This is a genomic window from Saprospiraceae bacterium (genome assembly GCA_016709995.1).
Taxonomy (GTDB): Bacteria; Bacteroidota; Bacteroidia; order Chitinophagales; family Saprospiraceae; genus JADJLQ01.
The window spans coordinates 258,933-283,016 of the sequence record JADJLQ010000003.1; the positions used below are offsets into that span (position 1 = coordinate 258,933).

Annotated in this window: 10 protein-coding genes and 1 pseudogene; all 11 read left to right on the forward strand. The window is 42.1% G+C overall.

Annotated elements, in window-relative coordinates:
• Positions 1-40 precede the first annotated feature (40 nt).
• The 11 genes and pseudogenes from IPJ09_20170 (at position 41) to IPJ09_20220 (ending at position 24,081) form a co-directional block, all read left to right on the forward strand.
• A complete protein-coding gene (locus IPJ09_20170) occupies positions 41-5,173 on the forward strand; it encodes a fibronectin type III domain-containing protein (GenBank protein ID MBK7373708.1) in 5,133 nt (1,710 codons plus the stop codon).
• A 126-nt stretch (positions 5,174-5,299) separates the two neighbouring features.
• Positions 5,300-6,955: an IS5 family transposase gene (locus IPJ09_20175; protein ID MBK7373709.1), complete on the forward strand. Its 1,656-nt coding sequence runs from the start codon at positions 5,300-5,302 to the stop codon at positions 6,953-6,955.
• Positions 6,956-7,224: 269 nt separating this feature from the next.
• Positions 7,225-7,788, forward strand: coding sequence for a hypothetical protein (locus IPJ09_20180; protein ID MBK7373710.1), 564 nt, complete (start codon positions 7,225-7,227; stop codon positions 7,786-7,788).
• Complete coding sequence (locus IPJ09_20185; GenBank protein MBK7373711.1) at positions 7,692-10,637, forward strand: hypothetical protein; 2,946 nt, start codon at positions 7,692-7,694, stop codon at positions 10,635-10,637. The genes IPJ09_20180 and IPJ09_20185 overlap by 97 nt, the downstream gene beginning before the upstream one ends.
• Positions 10,634-11,053, forward strand: coding sequence for a hypothetical protein (locus IPJ09_20190; GenBank protein ID MBK7373712.1), 420 nt, complete (start codon positions 10,634-10,636; stop codon positions 11,051-11,053). Before IPJ09_20185 ends, IPJ09_20190 begins: the two co-directional genes overlap by 4 nt.
• On the forward strand, positions 11,050-14,067 hold the full coding sequence (locus tag IPJ09_20195; GenBank protein ID MBK7373713.1) for a hypothetical protein: 3,018 nt from the start codon (positions 11,050-11,052) through the stop codon (positions 14,065-14,067). Before IPJ09_20190 ends, IPJ09_20195 begins: the two co-directional genes overlap by 4 nt.
• Positions 14,064-14,915: a hypothetical protein gene (locus IPJ09_20200; protein MBK7373714.1), complete on the forward strand. Its 852-nt coding sequence runs from the start codon at positions 14,064-14,066 to the stop codon at positions 14,913-14,915. The genes IPJ09_20195 and IPJ09_20200 overlap by 4 nt, the downstream gene beginning before the upstream one ends.
• A gap of 23 nt (positions 14,916-14,938) precedes the next feature.
• Complete coding sequence (locus IPJ09_20205; GenBank protein MBK7373715.1) at positions 14,939-17,407, forward strand: hypothetical protein; 2,469 nt, start codon at positions 14,939-14,941, stop codon at positions 17,405-17,407.
• Positions 17,408-17,444: 37 nt separating this feature from the next.
• Positions 17,445-23,162, forward strand: a complete 5,718-nt coding sequence (locus tag IPJ09_20210) for a fibronectin type III domain-containing protein (protein ID MBK7373716.1) — start codon at positions 17,445-17,447, stop codon at positions 23,160-23,162.
• A gap of 80 nt (positions 23,163-23,242) precedes the next feature.
• Positions 23,243-23,629, forward strand: a complete 387-nt coding sequence (locus IPJ09_20215; protein ID MBK7373717.1) for a hypothetical protein — start codon at positions 23,243-23,245, stop codon at positions 23,627-23,629.
• A 149-nt stretch (positions 23,630-23,778) separates the two neighbouring features.
• Positions 23,779-24,081, forward strand: a pseudogene (locus IPJ09_20220) (type II toxin-antitoxin system HigB family toxin).
• Positions 24,082-24,084 lie beyond the last annotated feature (3 nt).

The window sequence follows — 24,084 nt, forward strand, 5'->3', positions numbered from 1 at the left end:
GTTGGGTGGGTTTGAATAGAATCCTTATAAATAATTAAATATGAAATTTGCCAGCGCAAAAAATATAATTCGATTTCAATTTATCCTTATGCTTGGATTGTTTTTCCTTGCAGGTGAGTTGACATCTCAGACTAATTCTGTAGCGCTGCCCCAGAATGGGAATGTATCACAATCTGCCGCTCCACAGGGGGCGCTAAGGTATCAGCGGGGATTTTACTTAATTACTCCAAAAGAAATGATGGCAAGCGGATTGATGATCAATGATACGATCAATTCGATAGGTTTTACCATAGGCATTCCACAAAGTGATACCACTAAAGGCGACTTTAAAGTTTATCTTCAAAATACCACAGATACAGTCAGTAGATCGGATACAGCCTGGACTGAGGTGACTGGAATTACTAATAATTTTTTCCATGCTTTCCCTGTCCATTCAGGAAGGTATGAGTGGGAGGTCGCTACGGACTGCTCTGATTTTTCTTTGCCTACTAATTTTAATGTAGCGAATACCTTATCATGTTACCCGCCCACCCGACAGGTTACCTCTAATATCACGGGGACTTCGGCTACTCTCAATTGGATTCCACCTGCCAATTCGGTATTGGAGTATTATATTGACTACACGAGGATAGATTCCGTAGTCGTCGTAACGGATACGGTCATGGGTCCGGCTTCGAGTCATAATATCTCTGGTTTGGTACCAAATAAAACTTATAAATGGGGGATACGATCCAATTGTACCATCAGCATCTCAGATCTTAACTTCGTATCTTTCAGTACCTTATCTGCTGATGTTTGTAATGAACCAAGCGGTTTGATGATCGTAGCTACTACAGACACTTTAGCCAGACTAAAATGGACTGGAGCTGCCGGAGCTGCTTATTATTCAGTGCGATTTAGGCGGTTAGGGGAGGTCAATTGGCTTAGCACGACTGCATTTGCTGATTCATTGACCATATCCTTTGGATTGGATCCAGGCAATGTCTACGAATGGGAGGTGCAGACCAACTGTGCGCTTGGCAAAGGGCTATGGATTCCTGGCCCGAATTTTACAACAGATGGCATTACCACGTGTTATGCTCCAGTCAACTTGTCCACAGATAGCATTACCACCAATTCAGCGAAATTTAGTTGGTCTCCTGTCACAGGAGCCATAAGTTATACTATTCGTTATAGACTTAAACAGACTATTTCCTGGGCTAATGCCATTTTGCCAATGCAATTGGTACACAATGACAGTATTTGCATCCCGGATACGACAGGGACCTATCTTACCTTTTTTGAGGGAATGAGCATTACCCCTTTTGTTTATAGCGGAGGTGGAGTCTATGTAGCCTGGGAATACCAGCGAGTTCTTGGAGATTTATCTACACCCAACAGTTCCTTTGGGAATACCTCAGTCGCTTCCATTAAAGGAGCACAGGGTCAGGATTCAATTGTATATTTTTTAGCTTTTAATACTGCCGCAGATAGTGCAGCAACACAAATTGATACAGTCTTGGAGTTGAGTAAGATAAGGCCGGAAACTATATTATGTTCGCCAAACCTGGTTGATAGCTCTGCGGTGGTCGCAGTATACACATTGGGTAAGATTGCCCCAAATTATACCTCTACACCTGTCACAGCCTTAATCAGGAATTTTAATTCTACATCGCATGATTATTCAGTAACACTGAAAATAAAAGATGCCGCATCCAATGCTCTGAGATATACTGAGATGCAAACCATTACTATCGGGGCAGATACAGTTGGGTTGGTAGCGTTTACCGGGTGGTTTCCTACCATTAATGAGACAGACTCTATCATCGTTTGCATCCCAGCACAAACCAATGAAGATGTATTAAATAATAATTCTAACTTCTATCTACAGACTGTCAATCCTTATATGGTATCCTTTGCTGATGGTGCTAATCAATTGACCCAAGCCGGTACCGATACCATGGAAGGTTATACGCTGAGCCGACAACTGATGGACGGATGTGGTAAAATAAATTCTGTCGATGTGTACCTCACTTCTTCAGCTACTGATCACGCAGTTTACGCTGTAGTCATGGATACATTAAAAAACCTGATTGCTCTATCTGTGCCATTCACTCCGGATTCTTCCCAGGTCAATAAATATCATACATTTTATCTGACTACTCCACCATCATTGAAAAATGAAGAGTATTATGTAGGCCTCGCCCAGCCTAAGGATGGAGCTAATGCCTACTATCCTGTTGGAGTTCAGTGGGAAGGAGGGCAGATCAGAGACAGTGCGTATTATAGATATCATACGTTGAATGACAGCCTATTTCACCAGGCTTTGCCCGGCAGATTGATGATAAGTGCTGAAATGATACCCGCAGTGCCGATACCCACCATCACGGGTGATTTATTTCTTTGTACCTCCACTGTGGATACATTGATAGTATCTAGTTTGGCGCCTCGGTTTGCTGATAGTATCATCGCTTTTAGCAGTCAATATTCCCCCGAGCAGTATAGCGCTAACCAGGCTTTGGGTACACCCGATGTTTTTCCTGGTGGCGGTCCTAATCCAGGCTCTTGGTTGAGCGCTGCTCCAGATGCCGGTAGGGAATTTCTCGTGCTGAAGTACTCCAATCCGGATTCAATCAATTTTGTTGATATATATGAAACGCTCAATCCAGGAGCAGTAGATACAATAGGATTGATAGATGAGAGTAATATATACCATATCATTTGGTCAGCCAAGGCTATTGCTGCCCCCAATATGGCGAGAAAAAACAGAATAACATTTCCATTGACTCCATATAAAGTAGTCGGAGTCAGACTTGCTCTCGCAGCAGATTCAATTCCGGGATATAATGATATTGATGCCGTGGTAATTGGTAGAATTACCACACCTGGCATATTTTCCAGCGTATTATGGTCTACAGGTGCTACTTCAGATACTATAATTATTAATGCACCTGGTGGATATAAGGTCACTGCTATTGATGCCAATGGTTGTATGGCCATGGACAGTGTAACCTCAATTATGCCTACAGTAGTCACACCGTCCATCATAGCCAGAGGCCCAACCTCTTTTTGCCCTGGAGATAGTGTATGGCTGGTATCTAATCAGCATGGACATCAATTATGGAGTAACGGCGCTACCACTGATAGTATAGCTGTAAAAATAGTAGGCAATTACTCTGTAGTGTATGATGATGGGTCGGGATGTGGTACTACCATGTCCAATGTTATTGCAGTCACAATATTTACCCCTCCGGTAGTCAATATCACGGGTGATACGGTCATATGTCCAGGATTGTCTACTACGCTTGATGCGGGTACTCACACTTCTTATAAGTGGTCTACGGGAGCTACCACCAGGACAACCACTGTGTTCTATGCAAACACCTATAATGTTCAAGTCACAGACATCAATGGATGTAAATCAGTAGATTTCATTAATACCACTTTAGGCATATTGCCGACTCCTTCGATCACAGGAAATCTGAATTTTTGTCCGGGTGATTCAACTACCCTCGATGCTGGCGCAGGTTATTCCAGTTATGTATGGTCTCCGGGCGGTCAAATCAGTCAAACTAAAAAAGTCACTATACCAGGTAACCAGCAGGTCACAGTCACAAATAATGATGGTTGCATTGGTCTGACATCTGTTTTCGTAAATGTTTTCTCGACAGCCAATCCAATCATCTCTGGAATGGATGGATATTGTCCAATGGATTCTGTGACTATCTCTGCCAATAATGGTTTTGCGTCCTATTTATGGTCTAATGGCGATGCAGCTCAAAGTACTACGATAAAAACGAATGGTACTTATACTGTTACTGTGACAGATGCAAATGGTTGTAAAACCCAATCCAGTAAGATCATCACCCAATATACTCCTCCCGATGCTTTTATATCCGGTACATTATCTTTTTGTGATGGTGGTAGTTCTACTTCACTCGATGCCGGTTTGGGATACCAATCCTATGCTTGGAGCACAGGTGCAACAGGACATTCTATAACAGTGACAGATACAGGTTCCTACAGTGTGATGGTAACCGATTTTCATGGGTGCACGGATACTGCCAGTGTCAAGGTTACACTGGATGGAGCTTTACCAGCAACTCCAGGTCCTATTTCAGGAGCTTTGTTTGGCATGTGCAATTCGTCCTCACCAGAGACTTACTCCATCGATAACGTAACTAATTCCACTTGTTATATTTGGACCATGCCGCCAGGAGCAACCATTGTCGATGGTTTTATGGCTGATTCCAACGTGTTTGGCAATATTATTAAGGTTGTTTTTGATAACTCTTTCACGGGTGGTTTTATAGGTGTGGCTGCACACAACGATTGTGGCGCCAGTCCCACTTTTAATGGAAGCACCTTGTACGTTTCGGCTGCCCCGGGCAGTGTGCCAGGTATGATCGAAGGGTTAGCTTCCGGAATTTGTAAACAAGGAGCGGCCACCTATACTTTGCCTCCTATTAACGATGCTACGGGTTATTTATGGACTGTACCTATTGGAGCGACAATAATGAGTGGCCAGAATACTAATTCTATCAAGGTAGTTTTTGCTTCCTCTTATCGGGCAGGTGACATCTGCGTTCAATATTCTACCCAATGCGGCACCAGCCCTTTTGAGTGCATCCAAGTGAGTCCGACTCCGGTGATCAATACTAATATCCTGGGCTCTAATGTATTGTGTGAATTTGCCAAAAATGAAATGTATAGTGTAGTACCGGTCAATGGAGTCAATGAATACCTATGGACGGTGCCTACCGGGGCTTCGATCGTTTCAGGCCAGGGCACCCCTTCTATTCAAGTTGATTTTGGGTCTCATTCTGGCATAGTGACGGTTAGAGCATCCAATGCTTGTGGGTTAAGTCCTATTAAATTTATCAATGTGACCCTGGGTAAATGCAGTGTCATCGGAGGGTCAGGCAAAGTAGCCAGGCAACTGGGTGATGGAGATGTAGCCATCAAGGTATTCCCAAATCCTTCCGAAGGAATTGTAAATATATCTATGAGTGCAGGAAGTACCATCGGTAAAAATTTAATCAAAGTCACGGATCAGATGGGTCGCTTGGTTTACATGACAGCTACTGAAGGTGCTTCAAGTAAATTGGATTTGCGGCAGTTAAGTAAAGGCGTATATTTCATCCATCTTAACAATGATCAACTGACTAGGACCTTTAAGATTTTGTTGAAATGATATGGAGCCTTTGAGCTACAGTAGTAATCATTCATACATATCTTAAGTAGGGTCTGCTGAAAAACATCTAACACATTGTAAATTATGCATATATATACATAACTTAGGGTATAAATGCAAGGATAAATGGCAATAGCACAAAGAAAGCGTGCAGCAAAGACAAAATATTTGAGTCAGCATCAATTAGTATTGGAAGGATTTGACACACCATTCAGTCAAAAGTTGAATGCATCAAACAGATGGGTAGTCTTGGCACATCAAATACCATGGGATATTTTGGTGGGTGTCTACAATGAGCGCTTGCACAACAAGCAGACTGGAGCAAGTGGGATAAATCCGAGGGTTGTGGTTGGTTCTATGATCATCAAGCATATTTGTAATTTGAGTGATCGAGAGACGATGTTACATATCCAGGAGAATATGTATATGCAGTACTTTATTGGCTATAGTAGTTATAGTAATGTTCCACCTTTTGATGCTTCACTTTTTGTTGAATTAAGAAATAGACTCGGAGTAGATCAAATCAATAAAATAAACGAACAAATAATACTACTAACAGGAAGGCACGGAGAACAACGTACTGAAGAAGTAGAAGATAACCCGGCACCATCAGCGCCAATTAATCAAGATCCAGCATCAAACCAAACCAATAGACCTGATACTAAAGACACTCCGATGCCAAGTCAGCCAGCAGACTTCATGGAGTGTAGAGGCATACAAACCGAAGGCGAAGTAACAAGTAAAACACCGACGAATGAAGTAGCACCATATGGTAAAATGATAACAGATGCAACAGCGTGTCCACAAGATATAGCGTACCCAACCGATTTGAATTTATTGAATGAGTCTAGAGAAAAGGCAGAAGAACTAATTGATATATTATACTTATTGAGCAGTGGTGAAGCTGACAAACCAAGGACTTATAGAATAAAAGCTAGAAAGGATTACCTGAAGACAGCTCAAAAGAAAACTAAATCAAATAAGGAAATCCGAAAAGCATTGAGAAAACAACTATCCTATCTGGGCCGAAACATTAAAATTATCCATAAATTATTAGACGAACATGACCGCATACCTTTAAACAAACATCAACTCAAATATTTGTTTGTAATCCAAACATTGTACGATCAACAAATGGAAATGTATATCAATAAAGTACACAGTGTAGCCCATAGAATTACCAATATCCACCAACCTCATATCAGACCAATCGTTAGAGGTAAAACAACAGCCAAAGTCGAGTTTGGTGCTAAGATACAAGTGAGCTTAATGCAAGGATATGCTGTTCTGGATGAAGTCTCCTGGGAATCATTTAATGAGGGTACTCGGCTTATGGACAGTGTAGAGCATTACAATAAATTATTTGGCTACTATCCTAAAGAGGTATACGCAGATAAAATATATTGTACCAGGTCAAACAGAAGTCAGCTCAAGGAGAAAGGTATAGACCTCATTGCAAAGCCTCTTGGAAGACCCAAGGCAGTGCCCAATCACATAAGTCCAGGAGCAAGAAATCCAATCGAAGGGAAATTTGGTCAAGCAAAGACTGCTTATGGAATGAGCCGAATAAAAGCAAGACTCAAAGAAACCAGCGAATCTTGGATTGCAACCATCATTTTGGTACTTAACCTGGTCAAATTGGCCGGGCAAGTACCGTATTTTCTATACCGAACAACTATTACTGGGTATTCAAATTGTCTTCAGTGCCTCAGGCTTAATATACCTGGCTGCCTTACCTTTACTACGAAATTATCAAATTCCTATCTTGTCATGACTTATTAAGCAGGCCCTAAGTATTCATTACTACAGACTGAGGCTGAGACTGATCCAGCCCAAATTTTTTGAAATAATTTAAGTACTATGAGTGATTGTATTCATATAGATACGATTAAACATTACTACTAATTATATGTAAATTCTGCTTTTGGTAAAGTGTAACAATTTATCTATCTTGGTTTTTACCCTGATGTTATCACGATTTAGGTAATCTATACCTCAAATTATTATCAAAATTCCTGTCTCAGTAATGATAAAAATATAGTCATTAAAAAATGAAAAAATTATTCTTTCTATTAAGTTGCTGCTTTTGCTTTTTTGGGGTAACTATAAGCCAGGTGATACCCAAGGGAATGAACTACCAGGCAGTAGCCCGTGATGCCAAAGGAGGCTTGTTGAAGGATGAAAATATTATGCTACAGATTACCCTATTCAGCAATGAAGGAGGTCAGCGGGTGGATTATTATACAGAATCACATTCAGCAAAAACCTCTGAAATCGGACTATTTAACCTGGTGGTAGGTGAAGGAATAAAAGATTTTGGTCAGTATGCTTTAATACCCTGGAATACTGAAAATATATGGATGCAGGTAGCACTGAAAGATAAAAAAACATCAGGCCTGACTATGGTGAGCAATAGCAAACTGTTAGCGGTGCCCTATGCGATCTATGCCGGTACAGCCAATAAATTGGTGGGTCCCCGGGCACCACCGTTTCTGATTTCGCCCCGCCCGAACCAGGAGTGGTCTCCAATGACTGGTCTGTATTTGGCAATGCCAAAACCGATGCCGCCGGCAATCCATATCGGGTCAATTCATTGGGTACTACCGATCTGGTAGATCTGATCATGATCACTGACAATATAGAGCGATTGCGTATTCTCGCCACAGGAGATATCATCACCAAACTCAATTTTGAGATAGGCAAAGACCTTACTGTGGTCGGCAATGCTGCCATCCAGCAGACTTTAATGATAGGTGATTCTTTGATCGTAAAGAAAAATGTGCTCTTTAATGTGCAAGGAGGATCTACCATCAATTACGGCCCTTTTAGTGTGATCCAACTAAGCCCAACTTTGTTGACTGGGACCCTTATAGTGGACAAAGCCACCTTGCTCAACGACTCACTAACTGTGCAAGGACCTACCAATCTCAATAGCAGGCTTTTTGTCAATAACATGAGTCCGACGCACCTCACCGGGACATTGACAGTAGATAAAGCGGCTAATATTAATGACGCGCTCAATGTCAATAATATGAAGCCTTCCCTGCTCACAGGTACCCTTACCGTAGACAAGGCTACTACACTTCAGGATTCTTTTTCTGTCAACAATATTAGTCCAAGTTATATGACCGGGACCTTGACAGTCGACAAGTCAACTAATCTCAATGACTCACTGACAGTGGACGACATGGGACCCACAAACTTATCGGGTACACTGACCGTTGATAAAGAATCTTTTTTTAATGATCGGGTATTATTGAAAGATACGACTCAATCCACATCTTCGGCTACGGGTGCTTTGGTAGTTACAGGAGGGCTGGGTCTTGGTGGCAATTTGAATGTCGGTGGCGCAAGTACTTTTGGTGGACCGGTCGGATTTGATAGCCCTGTAAGCATCACGGATGAGACTCAATCCAATTCGCCTGCAACAGGAGCTTTGATAGTGGCCGGTGGTGCGGGAATAGCCAGAAACTTAAATGTTGGTGGGACATTGATCGTTGACAGCATGACGACTATCAAAAACATGACTCAATCCCTCAATACCACTACTGGTGCTTGGAAAGTAACCGGCGGTGTAGGGATTGCAAAAAATTTGAATATTGGTGGCATGACCAATATTGCCGGTATCATGACAGTATTGGACGGCACAAATTCCGTCAATGCCTCGACTGGGGCCTTAAAAGTCATGGGTGGTGCTGGCATTGGAAAAGAATTAAATGTTGGCGGTATGACCTCTATTCTGGATGCCACTAATTCTACCAGCATTAGCACAGGTGCTCTTAAAGTATTAGGAGGGGTAGGGATATCCAGGCAGCTCAATGTGGGGGGGATGACTTCCATTTTAAATGACAATCAGACGACGGCCCTTGGAAATGGATCTCTTGTAGTGAGTGGAGGGACAGGTATAGGACTCCAGCTTAATATAGGCGGCACTGGAATGATTCTAGATATGACTAACTCTTTTAATCCTACTACCGGTGCCTTAAAAGTATCGGGTGGGGTAGGGATAGGTGGTAAGTTAAACGTAGGGCAAAAACTAACTGTAACAGGCCTAACCACATTAAATGGAGGTTTAATCCAGGCGAAAAAAGGACTATTTGTGACTGCTAATGGGCCTTTCATCGCTTCTTTTATCAGAACAACCAGCTTTAATAACGGCATTAGCATTAAGGTAAACAACCCATCACCAGGTTGGGCAAATAATTTTGTAGAATTTAGAAAAAATGGCGGAGGAGTCATAGGTAGAATCGAAGGCGAAAATCTGAGCCAATACCTCTTAAATCCAAATTATATCAGGGAAATAGAAGTCTTAGACTTTGATATCACCTTTGCTGAAATTACAGTTGCGACAGCGTCGATGTTTGTGGTCGCTGCAGCTGCTGAGCTGGTTGCAGCATTGGCATCAACGACCGCCTGTATAGGATTTGGTGCTTGTGCCACAGCACCGGTTGCTTCATTTATAGTCAAAGCCGGTTTGGCGGTCACAGCCAGGGCGGTCGGCTTAGGATTGGCGGTAGCACGAAGAGATGAAGCTAAAGATCAAAAGACCGCTTACATCGCGTATAAAGGTCCACCAAGAGTAGGAGTTACTTATGAGTCTGGTGCTGGTGATTATGCGGAATGGCTGGAAAAAGCCGACCACGAAGAGGTTTTTTTACCCGGTTATATTGTGGGTATGAGGAATGGAAAAATAAGTAAAACAATAAATAAGCACGAAAGATCTTTGGTGATTTCAACCAAGCCGATCGTTTTAGGGAACATGCCTCAAGGAAATGAATCAAGCTTTGAGAAAGTAGCTTTTTTAGGACAGGTACCTGTATATGTATCTGGTAAAGTAACTATGGGGGACTATATATTGCCATCAGGATTTAATGATGGTGTTGGCAAAGCAGTACATCCTGACCAATTAAGTGCAGAGGATTATTCTCAGATTGTAGGTGTTGCTTGGTCAGCCGGTCAAAGTGATGAGCTAAGCCTGATATTGACAGCTATTGGTCTCCATGAAGGAGATATCAGTAAAGTCATCCTTGAAAATAAAAATGAAATAAAAAATCTTAAGGCTAGCCTGGATAACTCCAGTGTTCTGCTTGCCAATTTACTCCCTGAATATAAATCAAGGGCAAAATTGCCTACTGAGCCAATTGTCAAATTTGACGAACAAAAAGCATTAAGCATGCTTAAGGAGCTTGATGCTGCTTCTCCTTATAACGGTATGGCTCACAATTATATTAAATCAATGTCAGGCAACTCGGATTATTCTGATGTCTCCAGAGAACAAGTAATGGAAGTACTGAACATTTCCGAAATTACTTTATTGAAAAATGGAGGAAATGATCAGCAAAACTCCTTTTTTAGGCAACTTAAAACGGATGCTTCTGCTCAAGATTTTTATATCAAGACCATTCAGGGAATTTATAAGCATGCAGTTGGATTACAGCTGGCAAAAAATAAAACTACCCGATGAATTATTTCACCAAAAATATCATCTACGCGACGCTAATTCATCTTAAAATGAAAATGTCACTTAAACATATAACGTGCTTAGTGATCATTCTATTTGCCTTTAGCACAGTTACTTATGCTCAGGTGATCCCAAAAGGAATGACTTATCAGGCAGTAGCCAGAGATGCTTCCGGAGACATTATAGCTAACCATCAGATCCTTATAAAGGTAAACCTCGTATCCAGGGATGATCGCCAAAAAACCAATCATTATAGTGAAATTCATTCAGTTGCAACGAATGAAATTGGATTGTTTAATGTAGTCATTGGTGAGGGAAATCCTGACTCAGGCCAATTTGGATTAATTCCCTGGAACAAAGAAAATATCTGGCTGGAAGTGAGTGTTCGTGATGGGGACAAAAAAGATTTTATTTTTTGAATAGCAGCAGATTGATGGCAGTACCCTATGCTATGCATGCTGCTGTAGCTCATAAACTGGTCAGCAGCGATATTCAGATACCATCCAGCTTTGCACCTCCGGAACCAGGGGTGATTTCTACAGTATGGTCAGTACTTGGCAATGCCAAGACGGATGCCAGTGGCAATATATTTAGAATCAATTCTCTTGGAACATCCGATTTTGTTGATGTCATCATGATTACAGACAATGTAGAGCGTCTGCGTATCTTACCAGGAGGAGATATTATTACTAAACTCAATTTTGAAATTGGCAAAAACCTGAATGTCCTGGGAAATACAGGGATTATGAATACCCTGACCGTTGGAGATTCTTTAATCGCTAAAAACAATGTATTGCTCAATACTGAGGGAGGATCCACTATTAATTATGGGCCATTCACAGTGGCTAACTTGAGTCCGACTTTATTGACTGGTACCCTGATCGTACAGAAGGCTACTACTTTTAATACTTCCCTGACGGTAGAGGGGCCTACCGACCTGAATAATCTTTTGAATGTAAATAAAATGAGTCCGACCAAATTGACCGGGACTTTACTCGTAGATAAAACCTCAAATTTTAATGATGCCGTCAATGTCAACAATCTGAGTCCAACCTATTTATCCGGCACGCTGGTCGTAGAAAAATCTACCACACTGAATGATTCTTTCACGGTATTGAATATGAGTCCTACTTTACTCTCTGGCACGCTGGAAGCAGACAAGGTGGTAAATCTCAACGACTCACTGACTGTCAATAATATGAGCCCAACTTTTTTATCCGGCACCTTATTGGTAGAAAAAGAAGGCTTGTTGAAAGACAATGTGATCGTCAGTGATAGTACCCAATCCATCAGCATCTTTACAGGAGCAGTTGTTGTAGACGGAGGTTTTGGATTGGGTAAAAATCTAAATGTAGGCGGATCAAGTGCTTTTGCCGGCCCTGTTACTTTCAATAGCCCCGTAAAAATTTCAGACACCACTCAATCTTTATCCACCAATACCGGAGCCCTTAAAGTGAGCGGCGGTGTTGGACTGGGCAAAAATATAAATGTAGGTGAAGATGTATTTGTCGGAGGTATGACTACCCTGACCGATACGGCACAATCTTATGCTATCAATTCAGGAACTCTAAAAGTAGCAGGAGGTACAGGTATTGGCAAAAACCTCAATGTTGGAGGAATTACAACCTTGACAAATATGACGACTATAACCAATACCTCTAGTGCTGACACCTCAGCCCTGGGGGCATTAAGGGTCTTGGGTGGCATTGGAATTGGACTCCAGTTAAATGTAGGGGGTAAGACTAATATAGAAGATAATACGCAATCTACCAATGCCACCACCGGTGCTTTAAAGGTCACCGGTGGCGTGGGTATCGCCAAACAGCTAAATGTAAGAGGTATGACTTCGATATTGGACGGGACTTCATCCTCCAATACCTTAGAAGGAGCTCTAAAAGTAGCCGGGGGCATGAGTGTTGGTCTACAGTTAAATGTTGGAGGGATGACCTCGATTTTAAGCACTGCTGCGTCTACTACTCCTTTTACCGGAGCATTAAAAGTAAATGGTGGGGTAGGAGTATTCATGAATATGCATGTGGCGTCCGATATGACTATTAATAAAGTGGCTACCCTGATGGGTGGTGCGAATATGAATGGTACTTTAATGGTGACTGCGGCCAGTAATTTTATTGCACATTTTAAAAATACCACCAATCAAAATGGAATATTATTCAGAATAAGTAACCCCGCCCCCAATAAGTTTAACAATTTTGTTGAATTCAAAAATTCATTAGGTGGGGTGGTAGGCAGAATCGAAGGGGAAAACCTTTCGGAATATATGTCCAATCCTACTTATATCCGAGAGATCTCCGCCCTGGACTCCAGGATTTATTTGGCTGAATTACTGGTGGCGCAATCCGCCATCAATTTGGCGATGGCTGTCGCGGATTTGGCAGCAGCCTATTCATCAGCCACAGGATGTGCAGGCGTAGGTGCCTGTATAGCTTTCCCAATACCCAGCAGCATTGCTTTGGGCATTGTTAAATTAGCACTTAGAACAGCTATTGTACCCGTAGTAGCGGTAGCCCTTGATGATGCCCATGATGCGAAAGATGTCTATTTGGCTTTAAGGAGTTCTACCTACGGAGTAACCTATGAATCAGGGGCTGGAGATTATGCAGAGTGGCTGCCCAAATCAGATCCAAATGAAAAAATGATGCCAGGATTGATCGTAGGTGTAAAAGATGGTAGGATATCTAAAAAAATAACCTCAGGGAGTAAATTATTTGTGATCTCTACCCAACCTATAGTCTTAGGTAATATGCCGGAAGATAGAAAGGATTATGAAAAAGTAGCTTTCATGGGTCAAGTGCCTATACAGGTGTTTGGCAGGGTAGCTATAGGAGATTATATACTTCCTTCCGGTCTTCAGAATGGCCTGGGGAAAGCCGTTGCACCGACAGACATGAAGCCGGAAGATTTTGCCAATATCGTTGGTATTGCTTGGTCGGCTTCCCTTGATGACCAATTCAACCTGGTCAATGTCGCGATTGGTCTCAATACGATGGATATCAGTAAAGTGGTCATAGATCAAAATAAAGAACTACTGGAATTAGAGAAAGAATTTGATGAATCCAATAAAATATTGGCAGATATCCTTCCAGGTTTTAAAGGAGCAATGGGCTTTTCCGAAGAAGAAATTTTAAAAAACCAATCCCTGGTCTACACAAATAGGATTGGGCAGTCTCTCAAATCGGCGACCTCGAAAGCTGCAGCTTATAACTTTCAAGATTTTAATTTCAATCAGTTTAGTGAGACCATTCAATTTGTAGAAAAAGTATTTTCTAAAAATGGCAAGGACTTGACCAATAATGCATATTGGTCGCAACTTAAAACAGACCCGGGAGTATTTGATCAATTTATGAAAAATATGAAATCGCTCTATCCTGATGTCGAGACAAATTCCATGGACTTAATAAAATCAGGGAAATGATGAATACATTCAAACAAGCATCCGGAGGTGCTTTAAAACATACTAGTTCTTTTGATTTTATTCTTAGGATAGAAAGGCTATTCTTGCTTTTTTTACTTCAATTATGTATCGTGACCTATGGTGCAGCTCAAGTCTTTCCCAAGGGAATGAACTATCAGGCTGTGGCCAGAGACAGCAAAGGCGGATTGATCCAGAGCCAAATAGTAGATCTAAAAATTACACTTTTTGCCAATGTCAGCCAAAACAGAATAAATTATTATTCAGAAGAGCATAAAGTAAAAACAAATCAAGTCGGTTTGTTTGACCTGGTGATTGGAGAGGGGGGCTCAATAGAGGGCAACTACGGATTGGTCCCTTGGAATGTCGAAAATATCTGGCTGGAAGTGGCCGTTGCTACTACCAGTCGTTCAGATTTTTCTATTCTCAGCCAAAGCAAATTGATGGCAGTGCCTTATACCATGCATGCGCTAACTACAAACCAGGTAGAAATACAAAATGATAAAGGCCAACCATATTTTGCACTCCATGCGCCAGGGGTGGTCTCCACTAATTGGTCCATTTTTGGTAATGCTAATACAAATAATAGCGGCAATCTTTATCATACCAATGCATTAGGCACTACAGACAAAGTGGATTTAATCATGATCACTGATAATGTAGAGCGTCTAAGAATATTGTCTGGCGGTGATATTGTCACGAAGCTCAATTTTGAAATTGGCAAAAATTTAAATGTCCTGGGAAATGCCAATATTCAACAAAAGCTGACTATTGGTGATTCACTGATTGTAAAGATGATTTGTCTACTTTGCTCCAGTCCAACTTGGATGTTCATGGTCCGACAGATTTAAATAATAGACTTTATGTCAATAATATGAGCCCAACTCATCTTACAGGTACGCTGCAGGTAGATAAAACATCTGACCTGGAAGATTCATTGAATGTCAATAATATGTCTCCAACTCACCTGACCGGTACCCTGGATGTAGACAAATCAGTTAATTTAAATGATTCTTTTACTATCCTCCAGATGGGACCTGCTTTATTGACAGGGACGCTGATAGTAGATAAAGCAGCCACCTTCAATGATACGCTATCGGTAAACAATATGAGTCCTACAGCATTGTCGGGTACCCTGACGGTCGAAAAAGAATCAAAATTTCTGAAACAAGTCCTCATGAGTGACACGACTCAATCCACAAGTATTGATAATGGGGCATTGGTGATTCATGGCGGTTTTGGTGTAGGGAGAAACTTCAATGTAGGAGGAGCTACTAAGTTTGGAGGTCCAGTAGGTTTTGCGAGCCCGGTACTGGTCACAGATGCCACGCAATCCATCGACACCGTGACGGGAGCTTTGGTCGTGTCCGGCGGCGTAGGAATACAAAAGAATCTGAGTGTCGGCGGTATGGTGACTATCGATGGGATGACCATGATTACCGATACTTCTCAATCCTTTAATCCACTCACTGGCGCATTAAAAGTGCTTGGAGGAACAGGGATTGCTCAAAATTTAAATGTTGGTGGCAATACTACTTTGACCGGTATGACGACCATTTCTAGCCCGATTCAATCTACTTCAACTACGAGCGGAGCTTTAAAAGTAACGGGAGCTGCGGGCATTGGACTAAGATTGAATGTTGGCGGCATGACCACCTTGGTGGATCCTACACAATCCACAACCCCGGAGAGCGGCACTTTGCAAGTCGTTGGAGGTGTCGGTATTGGAAATCGTTTAACCATCGGGGGAATGACCTCTATCATCGATCCAACGCAATCTACAGGAGTAAATTTTGGGGCACTAAAAGTCACAGGAGGAGTCGGTATAGCCAAAAATATCGTAATTGGAGGGATGACTTCTATATTGGATCCTACTAATTCCACGAGTTCGACAACCGGAGCCTTAAAAGTAACAGGAGGTGTTGGGGTTCCACTGAATTTAAATGTCGGGGGGGGGTTAACTGCCAGTGGTTCGATTGTTTTTGAAGACAGCCTTATCCTACAGAATAGTCTGACCGTCACATCATCTAATTCAGCACTTCAATCCTATGTAGCGACCTTTGAAAATACCACCGGACCTAATGGAATAAGTATCGAAATCGCTAATAACAATCCCGGACATAGCAATAATTTCATGGAGTTTCAGAATGCTGCTTCCCAAGTGATTGGGCGCATTGAAGGGGAGACCCTCGCCGAGCTTCCGACTAACCCTGTTTATAAATACGAATTGTCCAAAATGGATTTAAGGGTAACCAATGCAGATATTGCTATCGCCGTAGCTTCTCTTACTTCAGTACTGGCAGGAATATGGCTCACAAGAGCCGTTACCTCCACCACAGGTTGTGTTGGCTTTCCGGTAAATTGTGCTACTATTCCCATTCCATCATTGATAGCAGCTGCCACTGTCACCTTAGCAGCAGGTCTAGCCGATTTGGTTGCCAATATAGTAGGTACCGTGCAGGCTTCTAACAGGAGGGATGATTTTAAAAACTATTATTCTAGCCGGGTTGGAGTCACCTATGAATCCGGTGCAGGTGACTATGCAGAATGGCTGCCCAAAGCAGACTCTGAGGAGAGTTTTTTACCTGGGTATATAGTCGGCCTTAAGTATGGTAAAATCTCAAAAAAAATAGACGCAGCAAGTAAATTAATGGTAATTTCTACCAAGCCCATCGTACTTGGAAATACCCCAGCTGAAAAAGCTAAAACGAATTATGAAAAAGTGGCATTTTTAGGGCAGGTGCCGGTGCATGTAGTCGGCAAAGTACAGGCAGGTGACTATATTCTTCCTTCTGGATTGAATGACGGACTTGGTATAGCCATTGATCCCTCCAAACTGCAGGTGGAAGATTATCCTCGCATCGTAGGAGTAGCCTGGACGGCTTCTGATGAAGAAGGATATAAACTGATCAATGTTGCTGTAGGTTTAAATGGCAGGGCTATTAATAAATTTGTAGTTGATCAAAAAAATAAAATTGAAGAATTAAAGCAAAAAATAGCTAAACGAAATAGGATACTTGCCACCCTGGTACCAGGGTATAGTGAGTCCCTTACCCCTGGTCAAAATGAAAGCGCAAGCCAATCTTTAGAATCTCACATTCGGCTTAAAGTATTTTTGAATGAAAACAAGTTGGATGTATCAAGAGACTTTATTTCAGACCTATTGGCTAAAGCTGAAAAAATAAGTACTACCTATAACAACAATCCTGAAGCTGAACAATTTTGGGGTTTACTCAAATCAGATTCAAATTATAGAGATCAATTTATTGGTAATATTCAATCTGAAATTCAAAAAGAACTTCCAAAGCAATTAGAACTCCTAAAATCTAAATTGAATGATTAAAAGAATTAAAATATATCTAATTCTGGTTTGTTGCTTTATGGTGGGGGTTTCCTCTGCTCAGACTTCCTCTGTAATATTACCCGGTGACGGAAGCACTACTTCAACTGTAGCACCGCAGGCAGGGCTAAGATATCAAAGAGGATTTTATTTGATCACTCCCCAGGAAATGGTTGCCAGCGGATTGATGGCCGGTGATACGATCAATTGTATAGGATTTACTTTGGCAGCTATCCAAAACGATTCTACTCAGGGAGCATTCAAAGTCTTTCTTCAAAATACCTTGGACACCGTAAGCAGAGTTGATACCACCTGGACCACCGTGTCAGGAATAACTTCCAATTTTCTCGTTCAGGGGCTGTTTCCAGGCAGATTTGAATGGCAGGTTAAAACCAACTGTTCAGTATTTGGACCTATTCAGAGTTTTTCAAATGATGATATACTAAATCCTTGCCGTCCTCCGACCCATCTTTTTGCAGATAATGTCACCAATGTCAGTGCTCAATTAAGCTGGATAGCTCCTGCTCATCCGGTCAGCGATTTTTTGGTTGAATATAGAAAACTTAATGATGTAGCCTGGATTGGGGCTAATACTACAAATGAGTTTATCATGATAGCAGGACTGGTGCCAAACACAGGCTATCAATGGCGGGTTACAAGCAATTGTGCTTTGGATACCTCGATTCAGGTATTTGATATATTTTACACACTACCGACCAATAACTGTAATCCTCCCACTCCTATGCCCGTCGGAGCAGTGACTGGTACTACAGCCAAACTTTATTGGAGTGCCGGATTAGGATCAGATTATTATACAGTTAGGTTTAAGCGAACAGGTACATCTACTTGGTCTGAAGTGACTTCCTTTACTGACTCTATTACGCTCAGTTTTGGGCTTGTAGCAGGAACTTCGTATGACTGGGCAGTCAGGTCTAACTGCGGACCTGATAGCGTAGGTGCTTTTATACCAGGGCTATCGTTTGCCACTTCGGGTATGCCTGTTTGTTATACTCCAGTATCTTTTTACCTGGATAGTATCTCTCCTTTCTCAGTAAAATTTGGCTGGGATTCAGTGCCGGGTACCGCCACATATGAATTGAGGTATAGAGCAAAAGATGTGATATCCTGGACTGCTGCCACGGGTCCCATGCAGCTGGTGCATAATGACAGTATTGTTATTCCAGGTATTATTGGACCATATATTATTCCTTTTGAAGGGATGCCGGTGGATACATTTGTATATTCCGGCAATGGTCTGTATGTGGCCTGGGAATATGTTGATTCTTTTGACAATCTTACGGTCCCTAATATTTCGTTGAGTACGATGGCAAATTCAATGATAAAAGGCATAAATGGTCAGGATTCTGTTTTAAAATATATTTCTTTTGTCACCAGGGCTGATACAGCAGCCATGGGCTTAGACCTGATATTAAGAGCTACCAATCAACGACCTGAGACGAGATTTTGCTCACCCTCATTCAAAGACAGTGTCGAAGTGCTAGCCGTCTATGCACTCGGCAAATATGCCCCTGCTTATACATCCTATCCTGTGACGGCTGTGATTAGAAACTATGAAAATGTTTCCAAAAATTATAATGTGACTATGAAAGTCATTGACTTGGCTACCAATATGCTTCGATACATGACCACACAGTCCATTAATGTCGGTGCAGACACAATAGGTCTCATCGAATTTAATGGATGGCTGCCTCAGCTTCTGGAGACGGATTCTATTATCATCAGCATACCACCTGTCCCTGGCGAAAATATCGTAAATAATAACCGCAATTTTTATATCCAAATGGTCAGCCCATCGATTGTATCCTACGCGGATGGCTCAATGGTCGTTGCACAAGCTGGCACAGATACTATGGCAGGGTTTACCTTGAGCCGTCATCTGCTGGAGGGTTGTGGAAAAATAAATTCCGTGCAAGTCTTTTTAAGCCAATCATCTATCGGGCATCAGGTATATGCAGTAGCTATGGATACCAATAAGGTCGTGCTAGCATTATCTGATCCATTTACACCAGATTCTTCCCAAATCAATCAATATCATTCTTTTTATTTTTCTGACACAGCCAGATTAATGAAAAATGAAGAATATTATGTGGGGCTAGGTCAAACAGCCAGCACCATACCTTATTTTCCAGTAGGGGTGCAATACGAACCTGGCAGGATCCGGGATAGCGCCTACTATCGATATCATATTATGAATGATAGTTTGTTTCATCATACTGATCCGGGGAGATTGATGATCAAAGCAGTATGGGTGCCTGGAGTTCCTAAAGCCACTATTACAGGTGATTTGTTTTTATGTGCCGGCACCATGGATACCCTGGTCGCTTCCAGCACGATGGCAAAATATGCTGATAGCCTGGTAAGTTATAGCAGTCAAAATAATAATGCTTCATATTCAGCCCGGCAAGCTTTAGGGTCCCCCGATGTCTATCCTCAATACGGTAACCAGGAAGGCGCTTGGGTAAGCGAAAATGATGGAGGCAAGGAATCCCTGGTCTTGAGATTTTCCAATCCTGATTCGATCAATTTTATTGACATCTACGAAACCTTTAATCCCGGCGCACTGGACAGCATTTATTTGATTGATGACATGGGGACCTATCACCTGGCATTTTTTGACCTGGCTGCTCCAGCTCCTGCGGTAGCCCGGCGAAATCGCATCACTTTTCCGCTGACTTCTTATAAGGTATCCGGGGTCAGGTTAGCGTTTGATATGGATGTAGTCCCTGGCTATAGCGCTATCGATGCGGTGTGTATAGGTAGAATAACGACTCCTGGCAGCTTCACTTCAATTATGTGGAGTGGAGGAGGTACCGTTTTCGGGACTAATATGGATTCTATAAAAGTAAGTGCGCCTGGAGGTTACAAATTGATCACTACAGATATCAATGGTTGTATGACTATGGATAGTGTCACTGTAATCACTCCGGTATTATTAACCCCGGTTATTATGGCATTAGATACTTCGCTTTGTCCGGGTGATAGCCTTAAGTTGAAGTCCAGCCTGACAGGGGGAAATTTATGGAATACAGGTGCAACCACCGACAGTATATTTGTGAGCACCCCTGGTTATTATTGGGTGACTTATGATGATGGGACAGGTTGCGGTATTACGATAGATTCTGTTTCGATTACCCTGGATACCATACCTATCGTGATGATTACAGGTGATACGGTAATTTGCCCTTTAGGAGTAACTACTTTGGACGCGGGTATACATCCTGTTTATAATTGGTCTAATGGCGAGCATACTCAAACGATTAATGTTTCTGATGCAGGACTGTACGCATTGGAAGTAATAGATGGTCATGGCTGCAAAGGGTATGATACTATAGCAACAACGATTGGCATCTTGCCGGTTGCCATGATCACGGGCAATCTCATCTATTGTTCCGGAGATTCCACTTTATTAAAGGCTACCCCTGGCCTGGCTGGATATCTTTGGTCTACCGGAGCCACTTCAGATTCTATTTATGTCAAGACACCGGGTTTGTATTCGGTGACTGTAACGGATATCAATGGCTGTACTGCTACCTCTGCTATGGAGGAAGTCACGATGTCTCTACCTATATTTCCCATGATTTCTGCTCTCGATACTAGTTTTTGTCCGGGGGATAGTGTTTTATTGGTCTCAGATCAGGTAGGAAACAATCTATGGAGCACGGGAGCTTCCACTAATGCAATTTATGTGTCCGTGGCGGGCAGTTATTATGTTCAGTACGATGATGGATCCGGCTGTAGCTCCAATATGTCTAATATGATTACAGTGACTACTGACACTATTCCTGTCGTTCAAATCACAGGGGATACAGCTATTTGCGATGGGAGTACAGTCATGTTAAATGCGGGTATTCATCCTGCCTACCTTTGGTCTACAGGGTCTACTTCAAGCTCTATTTCGGTAGGTGCTCCTGGAACATATAGTGTTATGGTGACTGATGGCAATGGCTGTAAAGGATCTGATACCATTGTTACAACCGTGAGTGCGATTCCGGCCCCGGTAATCACGGGTATTTTTGTAGTATGTCCTAATGATTCCACCACTTTGTATGCAGGGCCGGGTTTGAGTTACCTTTGGTCTACAGGAGCAACTTCGGACTCCATCATAGTGAAGACAGCGGATGTGTTTTCTGTCACAGTCACCAACCTGGATGGTTGTACAGGAAATAGTGCACCAGTTCAAACTACTTTCGGCGTCGCGCCAAATCTTATGATCACCAGCCTTCAAGGATTTTGTCCCATGGATTCGGTGAAGCTGGATGCCGGTGCCGGTTACGTTGCTTATTTATGGTCTACCGGCGAGACGACTCAAAGCATCTTTGTGAGTGCCATTGGCAATTATTCAGTTACCGTAACAGCTGTAAATAGCTGCGAAGCTACTGATGATGAAGATATAGTGGCTTATCCTCCCGCCAATGCTTTTATATCAGGTACTTTGTCTTTTTGTGATATTGGTAGCTCTACTACTTTGGATGCAGGTCTGGGATATCAAAGTTATCTCTGGAGTACCGGTGAAACGACCCATTCTATTGTAGTGACTCAGACTGGAAATTATAGCTTGATGATCGTGGATCAGCATGGATGTTCTGATACAGCTACAGTCACAGTGTCCTTAGAAGGTGGACTTCCAGCTGTCCCAGGACCCATATCGGGCAGCGGGTTCGGTATGTGTAATGTTTCCACTCCGAGTACTTATTCAATAGCACCTGTGCCCAACTCTACTTGTTATATTTGGCACGTACCTGCAGGCGTGACCATCGTCGGCGGATTTATGGCTGACTCCAGTGTATTTGGTGATTCTATCCAGGTGATATTTGATAATACGTTCACAGGTGGAATGATTGAAGTAAGTGCGCACAATGATTGTGGCGCCAGCCCTACCTGGATGGGAAGCAGTTTGTTTGTGGATGCCGCACCAGGCAGTGTACCTGGAGCCATTGCAGGACAGACCGCTGGTATCTGTAAACAGGCAGCAGCCACGTATACACTACCACCCATCAATGATGCTACGGGATATCTTTGGACGGTGCCTATAGGTGCTACTATCATGAGTGGCCAGAATACTAATTCTATAAATGTAGTTTTTGCTTCTTCCTATAGGACAGGGGATATCTGCGTACAATACTCCACCCAATGCGGTACCAGCCCTTTTGAGTGTGTCACAGTGAGTCCCACGCCGGTGATCAATACCAATATCCAGGGCTCTAACGTATTGTGTGAATTTGCCAGCAATGAATTATATAGCATAGCACCGGTGAATGGTGCCAATGAATATATTTGGACGGTGCCTACCGGGGCTTCGATCGTTTCAGGGCAGGGCACCCCTTCCATTCAAGTTGATTTTGGATCTCATTCCGGCATCGTGACAGTAAGAGCATCCAATGCTTGTGGATTCAGTCCTATTAAATTTATCAATGTGACTTTGGGAAAATGCAGTGTCATCGGAGGATCAGGAAAGGTAGTCCGCCAACTAAAAAATGGTGATGTGAGTATAAATATATTTCCCAAGCCTTCAGAAGGTATATTGAACATAGCATTTTCTACCAATTGGGCTCTCGGGGATCTACAGGATATGATCCAGGTGTTGGATCCATTGGGCAGGGTAGTCTATCAATCTATGCTCCAACCTACCAAAGGCTCGACACAACGATTGGATCTCAGACATCTGGACAAAGGCATGTATTTTTTGAATTTTAAAAATGGTCCTAATCTCTATTCTTCCAAAATCATTTTGAGGTAATTTGGCTAATTAATTTCGAAAGAAATCTTGCATGTTTGATCGGGCTAAGCAGCTCATCGAACGTATCAAATCATGCAAAGTTGTCTCATTTTCGTACACATCTGAAAGGGTATCTCCAATGTCTGACTATATTTACCTCATGCCTTGGCTTGTTTGGATTGGTGATTTATATGGCTGGCAGCAGGACTAAAGAGCTTAAGGATAGAAAAATATTAGGTGCTTCAGTTAGTAATATAGTGACGCTACTATCCAAAGATTTATTGGGTTTGATCTGGATCGCTTTCGTTATTGCAAGTTACTGGTTGATGAACAAATGGTTGTCGGATTACACCTATAGGGTCGATATAAAATGGTGTGTCTTTGGTTTGGCAGGTGTGTCGATTTTACTGATAGCCTTGATGACGGTGAGCGTACAGGCCTTCAAGGCTGCACTGGCCAATGAAGGGAGAGCACTTAGGACTGAATAAGATGGTAGAAACTATATTGAATGTAAGAGGCCATGGGAGGTTCAGTAAGCCCTTAGAAAGTCGTCGTAATTTTTTGGCAATGCTGATTGAGCATGGGTTAGAAGGCAATTTATTTATGTTTGCTATTAGAAAACAATCTAAATTTGTAAGTGTTTAATATTGTTGCTCGGAAGACATTATTGGGGTATTGTCGGCAATTTCCTGATGCGGCAAGGTCTTTACAGCAATGGTACTATGAATTTTTGAAATCCGAATTCAAAAACTTTAATGAACTTAAAGAAGTTTATCCTAATCAGAGTTTGGTGAAAGATGATCGAGTGGTTTTCAATATCCTTGGAAACAAGTATAGATTAGTAGTAAGGGTCATCTTTGATTTTAAAGCTGTGCAAATTAAATGGTTTGGTACGCATGCAGTATATGATCAAATAAATGTCGAAAAAATTGACTACAAAAAG